Annotated in this window: 15 protein-coding genes; 9 read left to right on the top strand and 6 right to left on the bottom strand. The window is 68.0% G+C overall.

The features are described from left to right. Positions 1-91: 91 nt before the first annotated feature. A complete protein-coding gene (locus AC5RWU_RS04845; protein WP_494029972.1) occupies positions 92-439 on the bottom strand; it encodes a hypothetical protein in 348 nt (115 codons plus the stop codon). 125 nt (positions 440-564) lie between these two features. Here AC5RWU_RS04845 and AC5RWU_RS04840 point away from each other — a divergent pair, with 125 nt between their 5' ends. Continuing rightward, positions 565-1,035: a RidA family protein gene (locus tag AC5RWU_RS04840; protein ID WP_494029973.1), complete on the top strand. Its 471-nt coding sequence runs from the start codon at positions 565-567 to the stop codon at positions 1,033-1,035. On the opposite strand, the gene AC5RWU_RS04835 is transcribed toward AC5RWU_RS04840, so the two are convergent. Next, positions 1,020-1,997 (bottom strand): D-2-hydroxyacid dehydrogenase, encoded by a 978-nt coding sequence (locus AC5RWU_RS04835; protein WP_494029974.1) that lies wholly within the window; start codon positions 1,995-1,997, stop codon positions 1,020-1,022. The two genes, AC5RWU_RS04840 and AC5RWU_RS04835, sit on opposite strands and share 16 nt — an antisense overlap. Before the next feature lie 123 nt (positions 1,998-2,120). Here AC5RWU_RS04835 and AC5RWU_RS04830 point away from each other — a divergent pair, with 123 nt between their 5' ends. From AC5RWU_RS04830 to AC5RWU_RS04800, 7 genes are read left to right on the top strand one after another with little or no spacing between them, the layout of a single operon-like run. Next, complete coding sequence (locus tag AC5RWU_RS04830; RefSeq protein ID WP_494029975.1) at positions 2,121-3,377, top strand: aspartate aminotransferase family protein; 1,257 nt, start codon at positions 2,121-2,123, stop codon at positions 3,375-3,377. Between the two features lie 33 nt (positions 3,378-3,410). Beyond that, entirely contained in the window at positions 3,411-6,338 is a 2,928-nt protein-coding gene (locus AC5RWU_RS04825; RefSeq protein WP_494029976.1) for an FAD-binding and (Fe-S)-binding domain-containing protein, read from the top strand. After that, a complete protein-coding gene (locus AC5RWU_RS04820) occupies positions 6,338-7,807 on the top strand; it encodes an NAD-dependent succinate-semialdehyde dehydrogenase (RefSeq protein ID WP_494029977.1) in 1,470 nt (489 codons plus the stop codon). Before AC5RWU_RS04825 ends, AC5RWU_RS04820 begins: the two co-directional genes overlap by 1 nt. A 42-nt stretch (positions 7,808-7,849) precedes the next feature. Next, on the top strand, positions 7,850-9,031 hold the full coding sequence (locus AC5RWU_RS04815; protein ID WP_494029978.1) for a M24 family metallopeptidase: 1,182 nt from the start codon (positions 7,850-7,852) through the stop codon (positions 9,029-9,031). A 2-nt stretch (positions 9,032-9,033) separates the two neighbouring features. Further along, positions 9,034-10,248 carry an aminotransferase-like domain-containing protein gene (locus AC5RWU_RS04810; RefSeq protein WP_494029979.1) on the top strand — a complete coding sequence of 405 codons (1,215 nt, stop codon included), beginning with the start codon at positions 9,034-9,036 and terminating at the stop codon, positions 10,246-10,248. Next, on the top strand, positions 10,245-11,522 hold the full coding sequence (locus tag AC5RWU_RS04805) for a M20 family metallopeptidase (RefSeq protein WP_494029980.1): 1,278 nt from the start codon (positions 10,245-10,247) through the stop codon (positions 11,520-11,522). The genes AC5RWU_RS04810 and AC5RWU_RS04805 overlap by 4 nt, the downstream gene beginning before the upstream one ends. Next, positions 11,509-12,951, top strand: a complete 1,443-nt coding sequence (locus AC5RWU_RS04800) for an MFS transporter (protein WP_494029981.1) — start codon at positions 11,509-11,511, stop codon at positions 12,949-12,951. Before AC5RWU_RS04805 ends, AC5RWU_RS04800 begins: the two co-directional genes overlap by 14 nt. Here the strand turns inward: AC5RWU_RS04800 and AC5RWU_RS04795 are convergent. The 4 genes from AC5RWU_RS04795 to AC5RWU_RS04780 all read right to left on the bottom strand — a co-directional run bounded on the left by AC5RWU_RS04795 (position 12,948) and on the right by AC5RWU_RS04780 (position 16,381). Further along, entirely contained in the window at positions 12,948-13,619 is a 672-nt protein-coding gene (locus tag AC5RWU_RS04795) for a GntR family transcriptional regulator (protein WP_494029982.1), read from the bottom strand. The genes AC5RWU_RS04800 and AC5RWU_RS04795 overlap by 4 nt on opposite strands. Before the next feature lie 190 nt (positions 13,620-13,809). After that, complete coding sequence (locus AC5RWU_RS04790) at positions 13,810-14,229, bottom strand: DUF3151 domain-containing protein (protein ID WP_494029983.1); 420 nt, start codon at positions 14,227-14,229, stop codon at positions 13,810-13,812. Beyond that, positions 14,229-15,248, bottom strand: coding sequence for a class II fructose-bisphosphate aldolase (gene fbaA / locus AC5RWU_RS04785; RefSeq protein WP_494029984.1), 1,020 nt, complete (start codon positions 15,246-15,248; stop codon positions 14,229-14,231). The genes AC5RWU_RS04790 and fbaA overlap by 1 nt, the downstream gene beginning before the upstream one ends. Positions 15,249-15,382: 134 nt before the next feature. Next, entirely contained in the window at positions 15,383-16,381 is a 999-nt protein-coding gene (locus AC5RWU_RS04780) for a pirin family protein (RefSeq protein WP_494029985.1), read from the bottom strand. Between the two features lie 162 nt (positions 16,382-16,543). Here AC5RWU_RS04780 and AC5RWU_RS04775 point away from each other — a divergent pair, with 162 nt between their 5' ends. Beyond that, the gene (locus AC5RWU_RS04775; protein ID WP_494029986.1) at positions 16,544-17,086 is read left to right on the top strand and encodes a YceI family protein; all 543 of its coding nucleotides are present in this window, start codon (positions 16,544-16,546) and stop codon (positions 17,084-17,086) included. The last annotated feature ends 34 nt before the right edge of the window (positions 17,087-17,120 follow it).

Raw genomic sequence — 17,120 nt, 5'->3', positions numbered from 1 at the left:
CAGCAGAAATTGCAGCCGGGATTACGCAGGAGATCAGGGGCTCTTACGCAGCAAGTTTACCGGATAGCCACTTTCCGGCTGGAATCAGTGCTTAGTCCAGGGCGTCCGGTGCCGGCGCCGTGTCCGCAGCGGCCAGGTTGTCCAGCGCTGCTTCGGCAAGTTCCTGCCAATGCACGCACCCGGAGAGCGGCACCAGCACCCAGTCCTTGAACGGCCGGTGCTGGCCGGACGGATCGAACGGCCCGGCGCCGTCCAGTGCCATGGCGTGTGCATGCGCCCGGGTATCGCGGCCCAGCCGGAAGGCCATGCCCTCGCCGTGCAGGCACGCGATGGCCTTGCGGTTGAGCTTCAGCGCCTTGGTTCCGAAGGTGGTTCCCTGGGTGACTCCGGCCTCGGCAAGTGTGGCGGCAAGGCTTTCGAACAGCTGCTCCGACCTCATAGCTGCATCATCCCGCGGAACGGCCGGCTGCGAAAGGCACCGCAGCCGGAAAGCTGGAGCCGGAGGACGCCCGGTGATTCGCAGATCGTTGACGATAATTTGGATGGTGAATAGCGTGGCGACCTATGAGCAACCTGGAAAACCAACTGCGTGAACTGGAGCAGGCGCTGCCCGCGCCGCCGGTACCGGTGGCCAATTATGTTCCGGTCCGCCGGGCCGGAAATCTTCTCTTTACGGCCGGCCAGGTACCCGCCCGTGACGGTGTCCTGACGGTCCGGGGCAAGCTCGGTGCCGGGGTCAGCATTGCCGAGGGCCAGCGGGCCAGCGAGACCGCGGTGCTGAACTGCCTGTCCGCCATCCGGCAGGAGCTCGGCTCCCTGGACCGGATCGTGTCCTTCGTGAGCCTTACGGGCTACGTTGCCTGCGCCGAAGGCTTCGGGGACCAGCCTCAGGTCATCAACGGCGCCTCCCTCCTGCTCGAACGGTACTTCGGCGAGAAAGGCCGGCATGCCCGGGCGGCGGTCGGAGTTTCCGAACTGCCCGGTGGTGCACCGGTCGAGATTGCCTTGGTCGTGGAGGTTCAGCCGGAAACGTAACCGCGCCGCTTGTCGACGACGTTCTGCAGCGCCTCACCGGCCAGCCAGCGCCGGGCATTCTCCACGAACTGGGCCGCCAGTTCGTCCCGCCAGCCGACAACATCGCCGGACATGTGGGCGGAGACGTGGAGCGAGGGCAGGTCCCACAGCGGACTGTCCGCCGGCAGCGGTTCGACACTGAAGACATCCAGCGAGGCAGCCGCGATGTTCCCTGCCTCCAGCGCGGCCAGCAGCGCCTCCTCGTCCACCAGGCGGCCGCGGCCGACGTTGATCAGGTGCGCTGACGGCTTCATCGCCGCCAGAACCCCGGCATTGATCATGCCGCGCGTCTGTTCCGTCAGCGGCGCCACGGCGACCACATTGTCCGCCCACCCGACGTGCTGCTCCAGGTCAGCGGTGGGGACGACGGTGCCAAAATCAGGATCCTGTTCACGGGCAGTGCGTCCGGCGCCGCGGACCTCCATGCCGACGGCACGCAGCAGCCTGGCCGTCGCGCGGCCGATGCCGCCCGTTCCGATCACCAGGACGGAACTGCCGGCCGTTCTCCTGGTCTCGCGGTGCTTCCATTCGTGCGCCTGCTGGAGCCGGTGGTTCTCGCGCAGTTCCTTGTCATGGGCCAGGATGCAGGCCAGCACGTATTCGGCGATCGGCTGGTCAAACACGCCATGGGCGTTGGTCAGCACGACGCCGGACTCCGCCAGCTCCTCGAACAGGACCGTGTCCACCCCGGCGGCGGCCATGTGCACCCAGCGCAGCGCGTTGGCATACGGCCAGGCGTCCCGCAGCGCCGTCGAGAAAAAATCCCAGAGGAACAGGACGTCCGCGTCCTTGATGGCCCCGGCCAGGCCCTCCGCATCCGTATACCGGACTTCCGCCCGCTGCGCGATTTCCGCCATGCCGGCCGGGCGCGGCTGATCCGGCTTCGCCAAAATGGCAATGACGGGGCGCTTCAGGGATTCCATGCTTCCAGCAAAGAGGACGCGCGTAGGATTGTCAACAATTCTGCGGCGCTACGCCTGACAGTCCTGGAAAGCATTTCCGGAAGATTGTTGACAATCTGCAGGGCCTCTCCCACCATGGGAGGCATGACAACGCTCAGCCCCGCCCTCAAGCAAGCCACCCCTGTAGTCGTGGACCACGCTCTGGGCTCCTGGATCTACGGGACCGACGGCGAAAAGTACCTCGACTTCACCACCGGCATCGGCGTCACCAGCACCGGCCACTGCCACCCCCGCGTGGTCGAAGCCGCCCGCGAACAGGTCGGCAAGATCATCCATGCCCAGTACACCACCGTCATGCACCAGCCCCTGCTGCGGCTGACCGAGAAGCTCGGTGAGGTCCTGCCCGGGGGCCTGGACAGCGTCTTCTATGCGAACTCTGGTTCCGAGGCCGTGGAAGCCTCCCTGCGCCTGGCCCGCATGGCCACCGGCAAGCCCAACCTCATCGCCTTCCACGGCGGGTTCCACGGCCGCACCGTCGCCGCCGCGTCGCTGACCACCGCAGGCACCAAGTTCCGTTCCGGTTTCTCCCCGATCATGGGCGGCGTCCACATTGCCCCGTTCCCCTACGCCTTCCGCTACGGCTGGGACGAGCAGACCGCCGTCGACTTCGCCCTCAAGGAACTGGACTACCTGCTCCAGACCATCTCCAGCCCGGATGACACGGCCGCATTCATCATCGAACCGGCCCTGGGTGACGGAGGCTACCTGCCCACTCCGCCCAGCTTCCTCGAGGGGCTCCGCGAGCGCGCCACCCGCCACGGCATCCTGCTCATCCTCGATGAGGTCCAGGCCGGAGTCGGCCGCACCGGCAGATTCTGGGGGCACCAGCACTCCACCATCACTCCGGACATCATTATCACGGCCAAGGGCCTGGCCAGCGGTTTCCCGATCTCCGCGATCGCCGCGCCGACAGCCCTGATGGAAAAGGCCTGGCCCGGCTCGCAGGGCGGAACCTACGGCGGCAATGCGGTCGCGGCGGCGGCCGGCGTGGCCACGCTGGACGTCGTCCGGGACGAGAAGCTGGTGGAAAACTCGCGGGTGCGCGGTGACCAGCTGCAGGCCGGCCTGCGCCGCATCTGCGAGGGCAATCCGCTGGTGGGCGATGTCCGCGGCCTGGGCCTGATGCAGGCCATCGAATTCGTCGACGGAGAGGGCAACCCGAACCCGGCGGCCGCCATCGCCGTGCAGCAGGCCGCGGTCAAGGAGAACCTGCTGCTGCTGCCGTGCGGTACCCGCGGCAATGTTGTGCGGATCATCCCGGCGCTGGTAGTGAATGAGAAGGAAATCGATCTGGGACTGACGGCACTCGAGGCCGCCCTGGCCACCGGCACGGCTTCCTGACCGACGCCGCTTAGGAAGGACAACCGCACCCCCATGACCACAACCGCCGCCCAGCCCGTCGCCGCGGACCTGTTCGAAGCGCTGCGGCAACGCGGAATCCCGGTGGATACCGCGTCCCGCCGCCTGGCCGAGTACAGCTACGACGCCTCCAATTACCGGGTCCCGCCGGCCGCCGTCGTCTTTCCGCGGTCCGCAGCCGAGGTGGCGGAGGTGGTCCGCTTCTGCCATGAGTACCGGATTCCGGTGGTGAGCCGCGGCGGCGGTACGTCCATGGCGGGCAACGCGGTGGGTGACGGCATCGTCCTGGACTTCTCCCGGCATCTGAACCGGGTGCTGGCCATTGACGCCGGGGCGCGGACCGCGGTGGTGGAGCCCGGCGTCGTCATTACTTCCCTGCAGCGCGAGGCGGAGGCCGCTACGGACGGCCGGCTGACGTTCGCGCCGGATCCGTCGAGCAAGAGCCGTGCCACCATCGGCGGCTCGATCGGCAACGACGCCTGCGGCAACCACTCCGTCCGCTACGGCCGCACGTCGGACCATGTGGCGGCCCTGGACATGGTCACCGCGGAAGGGCTGCGGCTGACGGCCACCCGCTCCGGGCTGCGCGCCACCATCCCCGGCGACGCTCCGGCGGCCGAGCGCGCCGCGGACATCACGGCGGCCCTGCAGCAGCTGTGCCGGGACAACCTGAAGGACTTCCGGCTGGAACTGGGGCGGATCCCCCGGCAGGTCTCCGGTTTCCATCTCTCCCACCTGCTCCCGGAGCACGGGTTCGACGTCGCGCGCGCACTGGTAGGCAGCGAGGGCACCTGCGCGATCGTGGTCGCCGCCACGGTCCAGCTGGTGCCCAAGCCCGCCTCCGCGCTGCTGGTGAGCCTGGGGTACGGTGACGTCGTGGCGGCTGCGCGCGACGTCACCACTATCCTGGAGTACTCGCCCGCGGCGATCGAGGGCATCGACGAGGCGATCGTCAAGACCATGCAGTTCCGCCGCGGCGCCGATTCGGTGCTCGGACTGCCCCGCGGGAAAGCCTGGCTGTACGTGGACCTCGACGGCGACGATCCCGCCCAGGTGCGGGCCCAGGCCGACGAGCTGCTCGAACGGCTGCGCGGCAACGGCCGGCTGATTGACGGACGGGTGGTCCCGGATCCGGTGGAGCGCGCGTCCCTGTGGCGGGTGCGTGAGGACGGAGCCGGACTGTCCGCACGGCTTGCCACCGGCGGTGAATCGTGGCCTGGGTGGGAGGATTCCGCCGTCGCGCCGGAGAACCTGGCGGGCTACCTGGCGGACTTCCGCGGCTTGATGGCGCAGCACGGCCTGGACGGCGTGATGTACGGGCACTTCGGCGCCGGCTGCATGCACGTGCGGCTGACGTTCGACCTGCGCACGCCCGAAGGACGCGCCGTGATGGAGGAATTCACCCGGGCTGCCGCAGCCCTGGTGGTGCGCCACGGCGGCTCGCTCTCCGGCGAACACGGCGACGGCCGCGCCCGCTCTCAGCTGTTGCCCATCATGTATTCGCCGGCCATGATTGAGGCCTTCGCCGCGTTCAAGGCCATCTGGGATCCGCAGAAGCTGCTCAACCCGGGCTCCATCGTTGAGCCGCAGAAGGTCACTGAAAATCTGGCCCTCGAGGGCGTGCCGGTGCGCGAATGGCGGACCAGCTTTGACCTGCAGCCGGTAGCTGCCCACGGTGCCGATCCCTTCGTGCACGCCGTGCAGGGCTGTGTCGGCGTGGGCCGCTGCCGCAGCGATACCGGCGGGGTCATGTGCCCCAGCTACCGGGCCACCGGCGATGAGAAGGACTCCACCCGCGGACGCGCCCGTGTCCTGCAGGAGATGGTCCGCGGCGCCCGGAACGTCGCCGAGGGCTGGCGCTCCAAGGAGGTGCGGGAGGTGCTCGACCTGTGCCTGTCCTGCAAGGCCTGCTCCATCGACTGCCCCGTCGGCGTGGACATGGCCACCTACAAGTCCGAGTTCTTCCACCACTTCTACCGCCACCGGCTGCGGCCGCTCTCCCACTATTCGCTGGGCTGGCTGCCGCGGTGGCTGAAGATCACCGGCCGGATCGCGCCGCTGGTCAACTTGGTGCTGGGCGGCCCGGCGGGCCGGCTGATCGCCCGGGCCGGCGGACTCACCACCCGGCGCAGTCTGCCGAAATTCGCCCCGGCAGGTGCCTGGCGGAAGGCCATCGAAGCATCCGCCGGCACCCAGGCGGCTGCCGACGTCGTACTTTTTGTCGATACCTTCACCCGCGGTTTCCGCCCGGAAGCCGCCGGTGCGGCGCAGCGGGTGCTGCGGTCCGCCGGGCGGAGCGTCGAATGCAGCGCCGAGGTGTGCTGCGGCCTGACCTGGCTTTCCACCGGGCAGCTGGACACGGCGAAGAAGCTGCTGTCCAAGGCGGCGGAAACCCTCGACGACGGCACGGACCGCCCGATCGTTGTGATCGAACCGAGCTGCGCGGCTGCGCTGCGCAAGGATCTGCCGGAGCTGGTCCACACCGAGGCTGCCCGGCGGGTGGCGGGCCGGGTGCTCAGCTTCGCGGCGGCTGTGACGGAGCAGGCCCGGGCCGGCTGGCAGCCGCAGTGGCGCGATGGACAAGCGCCCGCCGCCGTGACGGTGCAGACGCACTGCCACGAATATTCGGTCTTCGGCGCGGCCACCCAGCGCGCGGCCCTGGCCGCCGTCGGCGTGCCGGAGGTGCGCGAGGCGACCGGCTGCTGCGGCGTGGCCGGCAACTTCGGCTTCGAGGCGGAGCACTACGACGTCAGCATGGACGTCGCCGCGCTCGCCCTGGCACCCGCGCTGCGCGCGACGCCCGCCCAAACACCCGTCCTCACCGACGGCTTCAGCTGCCTCATGCAGGTCAGGCAGCTGGACGAGTCGCGGGAATCGCTGCACCTGGCCCAGCTGCTGGACCAGTCCACAGACTCCCTCCCTGACCGATCAAAGGAGACCTGATGACCAACGCCCTGAATGCCGCCGCCATCATCGGCAAGATCAACACCGACCTGTTCATCGACGGCGTCTGGACCCCGGCGGAATCGGGCCGAACCTTCGAGGTGGAGAACCCGGCCACCGGCGAGGTCGTGGCCCGGGTGGCCGACGGCGGCCCGCAGGACGCCCGGCGCGCCATCGAGGCCGCCGGCCGGGTCCAGAAGGAATGGGCCAGGACGGCGCCCCGCGCGCGCAGCGAGATCCTGCGCCGCGCCTACGAGCTCATCATGGCCCGCCAGGATAAGCTGGCCCTGATCATGACCTCGGAGATGGGCAAGCCCCTGGCCGAGTCCAGGGGCGAGGTGGCCTACGCCGCCGAATTCTTCCGCTGGTTCTCCGAGGAGGCCGTGCGGATCGGCGGCGACCACACCACCACCGGCGACGGGAAGAACCGCATCCTGGTGACCCGCGAGCCGGTGGGTCCCTGCGTGCTGATCACACCCTGGAATTTCCCGCTGGCCATGGGCACCCGCAAAATCGGCCCGGCCGTGGCCGCCGGCTGCACCATGGTGTTCAAGCCGGCCGAACTGACCCCGCTCACGTCGCTGGCGCTGGTGGACATCCTGGTGGAGGCCGGCCTGCCCCAGGGCGTGCTGAACGTGGTCACGACCTCGGATGCCGGCAGCGTCGTGGAGCCGTGGATGGACAGCGGCATCGCCCGGAAGATCAGCTTCACCGGCTCCACCGAGGTCGGGAAGATCCTGCTGGAGCAGGCCTCCCGCAACGTCATGCGCACCTCCATGGAGCTGGGCGGCAACGCACCGTTCATCGTCTGCGAGGACGCTGACCTGGACCGCGCGGTCGACGGCGCCATGGTCGCCAAGATGCGGAACATGGGCGAGGCCTGCACCGCCGCCAACCGGCTCTTCGTGCACCGTTCGGTCGCTGCGGAATTCGCCCGCCGGCTCGGCGAGCGCATGGCCGCGCTGAAGGTGGGCAACGGCGCGGAGGCGGGGACCGACGTCGGACCCCTGGTGGAGGAAAAGGCGCTGGCGAAGGTGCAGCAGCTGGTGGATGACGCCGTCGAACGCGGCGCCTCCGTGGTGGCCGGCGGCAGCCGCCCGGACCGCCCGGGCTACTTCTACCATCCGACCGTCCTGACGGACGTCAGCCCGGAGTCGGAGCTGATGGGCACCGAGATCTTCGGTCCGGTGGCGCCGATCATTCCCTTCGACAGTGATGACGAGGCCGTCCGGATGGCCAACGACACCCCGTGGGGCCTGGTGGGCTACTTGTTCACCCAGGACATCGACCGTGCACTGCGGCTCGGGGAGGAACTGGAGGTCGGCATGCTGGGCCTGAACACGGGTCTGGTGTCCAACCCGGCGGCGCCGTTCGGCGGCGTGAAGCAGTCCGGCCTGGGCCGTGAAGGCGGCAAGGTCGGCATCGAGGAATTCCTGGAGTACAAGTACCTGGCCATTCCGCGCATCTAACAGCGGACCTGGCAAGGCCGAACCTAACGAGGGAGGTGCACCGTGCTCTTCACCGTAGACGAGTACGCACAACGGCTGGCCAAGGTGCGCCGGCGCATGGCGGGGCAGGGACTGTCGGCCCTGCTGGTCACCGATCCGGCCAATATCAACTACCTCGCCGGTTATGACGCCTGGTCCTTCTATACGCCCCAGGTGCTGTTCATTCCCGAGGAAGGCGACATGCTCTTCTTCCTGCGCGAAATGGATGCCAACGGAGGATTCCGGACCGCGTGGCTGCCGCCGGAGAACATCATCGGTTACCCGGAAAGTTATGTGCACCGGCCGCACATCCACCCCTTTGACTGGGTGGCGTTCGCCCTGCGCCAGCGCTACCTGATCGCGCCGGCCAGCAAGGGCTGCGTCGGGCTGGAAATGGATTCCCACTTCTTCTCCCCCAAGGCCTACCGGGCGCTGGTCAATGCCATCCCGGAGTGGACCCTGGTGGACAGCTTCGAGCTGGTGAACTGGGTGCGGCTGGTCAAGTCCCCGGCGGAGATCCAGCTGATGCGCAATGCTGCGATCGTCTGCAACCGGGCCATGACTGCGGCCGTGGAGACGATCGACGTCGGGGTGCGGCAGTGCGATGTCGCGGCGGCCATCACCGCCGCCCAGATTTCCGGAACACCCGAAATCAGCGGGGACTACACCGCCATCGTGCCGATGCTGCCCGCGGGCGAGTCCGCGGACACCCCGCACCTGACCTGGAACGACCAGCCCCTGAAGGACAACGAACCCGTGGTCATCGAACTGGCCGGTGCGCACCGCCGGTACCACGTGCCTATGGCCCGGACCGTGATGCTGGGCGAGCCCACCGCGGAACTGTCCAAGCTGGCGGACGCGGTGGGGGACGGCATCAACTCCGTCCTGGACGTGGTCCGCGCCGGTGTGCCCACCCGTGAGCTGGCACAGACCTGGAACTGGACCCTGGCCAAGTACGGGCTGGAGAAGCGTTCCCGGATCGGCTATTCCATCGGCCTGGGCTACCCGCCGGACTGGGGCGAGCGCACCGCCAGCCTGCGTTCGGAGGACGAGACGATTCTGGAGGAGAACATGACCTTCCACCTGATCGCCGGCATGTGGATGGACAACTACGGCTATGAGCTGTCCGAATCGATCCGCGTCACGGCCACCGGCATCGAAACATTCACCAGCTTTCCGCGCGAACTGCTGCAGAAAAGGAACTGATCATGCGGACTTCGACCATTCCCCTTGCCCGCCGCGCCGATCTGCTGGTCGGCTCGGTCATCGACTCCAGCACCTCGCTGCTGGCCGCCCAGAAACATGACATCGTCCGCTTCGCCATGGGCGCCCCGGCGGACGAGGCGGTGCCCATGGAGCTGTTCCGCGAAATCGCGGCCGGCCGGTTCGACCACAGTTCCTTCACCTACGGCGCCACCGAGGGCGAGCCGGAACTGCTGTGGAACCTGGTCGACTACCTGTCCGGCACTTCCGATCCGACCAGCCAAGAACGCGTCACGATCACCGCCGGCGGCATGCAGGGCCTGGACCTGGCCTGCAAGATCTTCGTCGACCCGGGCGACCTGGTGATTGTGGAATCCCCCACTTACACCAACGGCTCCGCTACCGCGCTGAGCTACGGTGCTGAGCTGCTCGAGGCCCCGATGGACGAACACGGGCTGATCGTGGAGGCGCTGCCGGAACTGGTGGAAAGGGCCGGCCGGACGCCCAAGGCCATCTACGTGATCCCCAACTTCCAGAACCCGTCCGGCACCACGCTCTCGCTGCAGCGGCGCGAACTGCTGCTGGAACTGGCCCACCGGTGGAACGCCGTCGTCATCGACGACGATCCCTACGGCCTGCTGCGCTTCGAGGGCGAGGATCTCCCCAGCCTGCAGGCCCTCAGCCCCGCGGACCCGCTGCTGTTCTCCGTCCGGACCTTCTCCAAGATCCTGGCGCCCGGCCTGCGCGTGGGCTGGGTGGACACCGACCCGGCCGTGCGGCAACTGGTTATCAACGCCAAGCAGGCCATGGACACCTGCACCAATGTGCCCAATCAGCACATCGTCTCCGAGTTCATCCGCCGGGGCGGACTGGCGGACCACCTGGTCGGCCTGCGCGGCGAGTACCGCCGGCGCAAGCACGCCATGCAGGACAGCCTGCGGCGGCACCTCGGAGACCGCATCACCATGACGGACCCCGAAGGCGGCTTCTTCCTCTGGGTCACCCTGCAGGGCGAGGATGCGCGAACGTCCACCCGGCGGCTGTTCGAGACCGCACTGGCCGAGGGCGTGGCTTTCATCCCGGGCCCCGCCTTGTCCGCCAGTGGAAAGTTCGACGACGCGCTGCGGCTCTGCTTCGCCTCCACCACGCCGGAGCGGACGGAGGAAGGCGTCAAACGGCTGGCCAGAGCGATGGACCTGGCGCTGGAGCGGGAACGGTGACCGGCCCCGAAGCGAAGGTTCTGTCCCTCATTAACGAAAGCGCCGCCGTCGAACTTGCCTCGGCGCTGATTGCCGCCGGCGGCGAGAATCCCGGCGGCACGGAACAGGAAACCGTCGCGGTCCTGGCCCGGGCCTGCGCGGCCCGCGGCTTCGAGGTCAGCACCACCGAGGTGGCTCCGGGCCGCCCCAACCTGGTGGCAACCCTGCCGGGCAGCAATACCGGAGAAAATGCCGGGGAACCGGTCCCCGGGGTGATGTTCCTCGGGCATTCGGATGTGGTCCCGGCCGGGGACGGCTGGTCCCGGCCGCCGTTCGTGCCGGTGCACAAGGGCGACAGGCTGTATGGCCGCGGCTCCACGGACATGAAAGGCGGGCTGACCGCCGTCGTGCTGGCCATGGCCGCAATCCGGGAGGCAGGCGCGGCGCTGGAGGGACCGGTCCAGCTGGTCTGCACCGTGGATGAGGAGGACTTGGGGATCGGCATCCGCGCGCTGACCGCGGGCGGACCCACGGGCGAGTTCGCGGCGTGCGTGGTGGCCGAGCCAACCGACCTGGAGACCGTGATCGGCTGCCGCGGCGATGCCTACATTGAACTTACGGTCACGGGGAAGGCGGCGCACTCCGGGCGTCCGGCGGACGGCCGGAACGCCATCAACGCGGCGGCAAGGATCATCGACCTGATCCAGCGGGACCATGAGCGGCTGCAGCTCAACCGCGACAACCTGCTCGGGGCAGGCAGCTGGAACATCGGCAGGATCGACGGCGGCGACGGCACCTCCATGGTGGCCGCCGAATGCCGGGTCTGGATCGACCGCCGGCTGATGCCCGGGGAAGATCCGCAGGAGATCGTGGCGGCGCTGGCCGCGCAGGTGAGCGAGGCAGGAATTGACACGGACGGCATTTCCGTCCGTTTCGACGTCACCATGGACATGCCCGGCTTCCGAACTCCCGCCGGCCATCCGCTGGTCGGCCGTGCGGTGGCAGCGGTCGCCGATGCCGGCGGCGGCACCAGCCCGGTGGGTGGCTGGAGCGCGTCGAGCGACGGCGGTTTCGTCGCCCGCGACTTCGGCATCCCCACAATTGTGCTGGGGCCAGGCGGCCTGAATGACCAAGCGCACCAGGTGGACGAGTCGGTCAGCGTTGCCGAAATTGTTACCGCAGCGCGGGCCTTCGCCTTGATAAGCCTACGCACGATCGGCAAGACTGAACGGAACCTAACGGAACTGACCGGAACGTACCAACGCTCTCAAAGGAGTCCCCGTGACTGCCAATGACCATTCCGGCCGATCTGCAGCCGCGGAACCGCAGGGGCATCTGCCCGGCCAAACCGACGTCGCGCAGATGGACCGGCACGAGAAGAAGACGCTCCACCAGGCCATCGCGGGCTCGGCGCTGGGCAACGCCGTCGAGTGGTTCGACTACGCGGTTTACGGCTACCTTGCGGTCTACATGGCCCAGGTGTTCTTCGGAAGCGAGTCGGGCGACGCGGGGCTGGGCATCGTGCTCACCTTTGCCACGCTGGCCCTGTCCTTCATCATCCGTCCGCTCGGCGGCATCGTGCTCGGCCCGCTGGGAGACCGGATCGGCCGGCAGAAGGTGCTGGTGCTGACGATTACCATCATGACACTGGCGACGGCGGCCATCGGCGTCCTGCCGACCTTCGAGTCCGTGGGCATCCTCGCGCCGATCCTGCTATTGCTGTGCCGGCTGGTCCAGGGCTTCTCCACCGGCGGCGAATACGGCGGTGCAGCCGTCTTCATGGCTGAATACGCGCCGGACCGGCGCCGCGGTTTCTTCGGCGCCTTCCTGGAATTCGGCACCCTGGCCGGCACCAGCGCGGGCGCGCTGCTGTGCACCGTCCTGATCCTGCTGGTCGGCGACGACGGCATGCTCGCCGGCTGGTGGCGGCTGCCCTTCCTGCTGACCCTGCCCCTGGGCCTGACCGCCCTGTGGCTGCGGGTCCGGCTGCAGGAACCCCCGGTCTTCACCGAAGCCGAGCAGCACCATGAAACCAGCAAGCGGCCCTTCCGCGACCTGTTCCGCATGTACTGGCGCCAGATCGTGGTCCTGATGGGTTTCGTGGTCCTGCTGAACGTGGCCTACTACCTGATATTGACCTACATGCCCACGTACCTCAGCGCCAATCTGGGCCTCAGCACCGCGCAGGGCAACCTGATGCTGGTGGGGATCATGCTGGCCATGATGTGCGTCATCAACCCGCTGGGCGCCCTGTCTGACCGGATCGGCCGCAAGCCGCTGCTGATCACAGCCGCCGTGGGCTACATGGTGCTCTCCGTACCGGCCTTCCTGCTGATCAACACCAATAGCCTGGCCCTGCAGATCATCGGCCTCGCCATCCTGGGCCTGTTCCTGGTGATCCTGATCGGCTCTGTCTCCTCGACGCTGCCGGCGCTGTTCCCCACCAAGGTGCGCTACTCCGGCTTTGCGATCGGGTACAACATTTCGACGGCGATCTTCGGCGGAACGGCGGCGGCCGTCAACGCCGCGCTGATTGAGTCCACCGGCTCTACGCTGGTGCCCGGCTGGTACCTCGCTGCGGCCGGTGCCATCGGCCTGGTGGCGATCCTATGCATGCGCGAAACCGCACGCTGCTCGCTGCGCGGCAACCACATTCCCGGCACCGACGCGGCAGAGAACGCGGCCATCAAGGCGGAGAAGGAAGCCGAAGCCGCCAGGGCCTAGGCGATCTGCTGCTTGGCGGTCAGCCGCTCCAGCGCGTCGTCCTTGTGGGCGATCAACAGCTTCTCCACCAGAGGGCCGTCGCCCTTGTACACGGCATCGGCGATCGCCTGGTGCTCGAGGACCCGTTCGTCCGCGCTGCGGTACCTGTCCTGCAGCGCGCGCAGGCACATGCGGGTCTCCGTCAGCAAGGTGTTGTGCATGCGGGAGAGCCGGGGGCTTTGCGCCCGCGCCACAAGCACCTCATGGAAGACCATGTCCGCCTCGCTCAGCTCCGTGCGGTCGTCCGCCCTGGCTGCCTTCTCCATCCGGCGTACCTGTTCCCGCAGCTCCTCCCCTGCGCTCTGATGATCCGCCTGGGCCAGCAGACTGCCGGCGGCACATTCGACGGCGGTGCGGGCGATGTACATGTCCCGGATGTCCTCATCCGTCATTTCGATCACGAACAGGCCGCGGTTGCGGATGCTCACCAGCAGCCCCTCCTGCGTCAGCCGCTGCATGGCCTCACGCAGGGGGCCGCGGCTCACGCCGAGTTCCCGGGCGAGCTCGGCCTCGCCCAGCTGGGCGCCGGGCGCGAGCTCCCCATAGGCGATGGCGTGGCGAAGCTTCCGGGCAATGATGGAGGGCGTCGATTCCTGGATCAACGGTTCGATGAAGCGCTGTTGAGCCATGTCCGGATTCCGTTCCTGCCGCTGAATGTTGTCAATTGTTTACAATTCTAGGCAGGCTGTTCTGATTTGTCAGCTTTCCCGGCGGCGCCGGGGCCGCCCCACCTCACCCTCAACCCGCCGTTAAATGACTCCGCAGTTGAGGCCCTTTTCAACATGCACAAGGACCGCAACTGCGGAGTCAACGGGGAGGTCAGGCCTCCAACTGGGCCAGCGCCTCGGGGTCGGATTCCTTTAGGAACTTGGCGATCCGGTCCGCCTCTTCGGCTTCGCCGATCGCCCCGGCCGCCCGGCCGAGCGCGTAGAGCGCCCGCAGGAAACCGCGGTTGGGCTCGTGGGAGAACGGAATCGGGCCCGCCCCGCGCCAGCCCGAGCGCCGCAGCGCATCCAGTCCCCGGTGGTAGCCGGTGCGGGCGTACGCATAGGACTCGACGGTCCGGCCCTCCGCGTACGCCTCATCCGCCAGGATGGCCCACAGCAAGGACGACGCCGGGTGCTTGGCTGCCAGATCAACCGCCTCGTCGCCGGCGGCCAACCGCTCGGCGACCTCCGGCTCCTCGGGCAGGTACGTTGGTTCCGGTCCCAGCAGGTTCCGGCGGAATTCGTCCGACATTAGAGCTTCTTGCCAGCCGAGCCCAGGTTTTCGCAGGCCTCGACCACGCGGGCGGCCATGCTCTTCTCCGCCGCGGCACCCCAGACGCGCGGGTCGTACATCTTCTTGTTGCCGACCTCGCCGTCAACCTTGAGCACACCGTCGTAGTTGGCGAACATGTGGCCGGCCACCGGACGGGTGAACGCGTACTGGGTGTCGGTGTCCACGTTCATCTTGATGACGCCGTAGGAGACTGCGTCGGCGATCTCCTGCGCGGAGGAGCCGGAGCCGCCGTGGAAGACCAGGTCGAACGGACGCTCCTTGCCGATCTTCTTGCCGACCTCGGTCTGGATTTCGTTGAGCAGCTCGGGGCGCAGCTTCACGCCGCCCGGCTTGTACACGCCGTGGACGTTGCCGAAGGTCAGGGCGGTGATGTAGCGGCCCTTTTCGCCGGCACCGAGGGCCTCGATGGTCTTGATGCCGTCATCGACCGTGGTGTAGAGCTTCTCGTTGATCTCGTTCTCGACACCGTCTTCCTCGCCGCCGACGGTGCCGATCTCCACCTCAAGAATCATCTTGGCGGCGGAGGTGCGGGCCAGCAGTTCCTGGGCGATGCGCAGGTTCTCTTCCAGCGTCTCGGCGGAGCCGTCCCACATGTGGGAGTTGAAGATCGGGTCCTGACCGCGCTTGACGGCGGCCTCGGACTCGGCCAGCAGCGGCAGCACGAAGCCGTCCAGCTTGTCCTTGGGGCAGTGGTCGGTATGCAGCGCGACGTTGACGTCGTACTTCTTGGCGACCTCCCGGGCGAAGGCGGCGAAGGCCAGCGAACCGGCCACCATGTCCTTGACGCTGGCGCCGGAGAAATAGGCGGCACCGCCGGTGGACACCTGGATGATGCCGTCGGAACCGGCGTCGGCGAATCCCTGAAGCGCGGCGTTGAGCGTCTGGGAGGAAGTCACATTGATGGCCGGGTAAGCGAAGCCGCCGTCCTTGGCGCGGTCGATCATCTCGGCGTAGATTTCAGGGGTTGCGATGGGCATGCCTGACTCCTTGTACACATTGTGTGGATGGGAAGAGAACCTCTTCTGCCCCCATCCTAGCCAAGTTTCCCGGGGCGGTTCCGCAGACGGCGTTGTGTGAAGCGGTTGCCGGCCGGGGGCGCCTGCGAGGGGCCTCAGCCGCGGGGGCGCATCCGGGTGTTGGGCAGCACGGGGGCCGGCAGCGGGGCGGGCCCGCCGGCCGGGAAGGTGCCGAACCGGGGAAAGGAGGTGCCGTCGTCGTACGGTTCACTCCGGTCCTCGGCGCCGATCTCCGCCTGCCAGTGTGACCGGTACCTGACGACCTCTTCATGGCTGCGGCCCACGAAGTTCCACCACATCACGATCTGCTCGCCCAGCGGCTCCCCGCCGATCAGGAGCACCCGCACGGGAGCCGCACCGGCCGCCAGCATAAGAGAGTCCCGCCCCATGGCCAGGTAGGCCAGATGGTCCTGCTCAACCGGGTGCCCGTCCAGGCGCAGGTCGCCGGCATCCAGCAGCACGCCGTGCTCGAAGGCCGGATCCAGCGCAAGGCTCAGTTCGGCGCCGGCGTCGAGCAGGATCTCGGCGCCCAGCAGCGGGGTGTGGGTGGTCACCGGCGAGGTGCTGCCGGCCAGCGAACCAAGGAAGACCCGCAGGGTCCAGCCATCTCCGGCGGCCGGTTCGGGACGGTAATGCTCGAAGGTGGGCGCCATGTGGCGGGCGCTGTCCGGCAGGGCCACCCACAGCTGCGCGCCGTGCAGCACCGTGGTGTCCGGCGTGGAGAACTCGGAGTGGCTGATGCCCCGGCCGGCCGTCATCAGGTTAACCTCGCCGGGCCGGACCGTGGCATGGTAGCCGGCCGAGTCACGGTGCTCGATCTCACCGGTGAACAGCCAGCTGACCGTCTGCAGCCCGGTGTGCGGGTGGCGGGGCACGCGCATGCCGCCGCTGTCCCCCACCCGGTCCGGCCCGTAATGGTCAAGGAAGCACCAGGCACCGATCAGGCTGCGCTGCCGCTGCGGCAGCGTACGGCGAACACCCATGGCACGCGGACCGCCAAGCGGAACCTCGCGCGGCTGAAGCATCTCGACGCCGGCACACACCTCCCCCGTTTCGCACAGCACTTCCCGCGGCGCAACTTCCGTATTGCTCATGGACACAGCCTAATCCCGAAGCACGGCAGCGGGCAGCCCGGGGCCGGGTGCAAAATGACGAAATAAGAAGAAGGTTGACACGTCAACTAAATTCCGTCATATTAGATGCATACACATGAACAGCCGGGACGGTCCCGGCCGGCAATCAAGGAGACTGTACGCATGAGCATCAACCTCACCCCCGGAACCTGGAATCTGGACCTGGCCCACACCGAGATCGGCTTCGTCGTACGCCACGCCGGTATCAGCAAGGTGCGCGGCCAGTTCACCGAAGCCGATGCCACCCTGGTGGTCGGCGAGGCCCTGAACGGCTCCTCCGTCACCGCGACCGTCAAGACCGCGTCCTTCGACTCCAATGACGACAACCGCGACGCCCACGTCAAGGGCGCGGACTTCTTCAATGTCGAGCAGTTCCCGAACATGACCTTCGCCTCCACCGGCGCCCAGGGCAGCCCCGAGGAGTTCAAGCTCGCCGGCGACCTCACCATCAAGGACACCACCCTGCCGGTGACCTTCGACGTCGAATTCGGCGGCATGGCCGTGGACCCGTTCGGTGCCACCCGCGCCGGCTTCTCCGCGACCACCCAGATCTCCCGCAAGCAGTTCGGCATCACCTGGAACGCCGCCCTCGAGGCCGGTGGCGTACTGGTGGGCGACAAGGTCACCATCACCATCGACGCAGCCTTCGTCCTGCCGGCCAACTGATTCCCGCCCGTCCGGCTGCCCTTTCGGCCGCCCC

The organism is Arthrobacter sp. B0427-1-12, from assembly GCF_059092905.1.
This window is presented reverse-complemented; position numbering and strand designations above follow the sequence as displayed.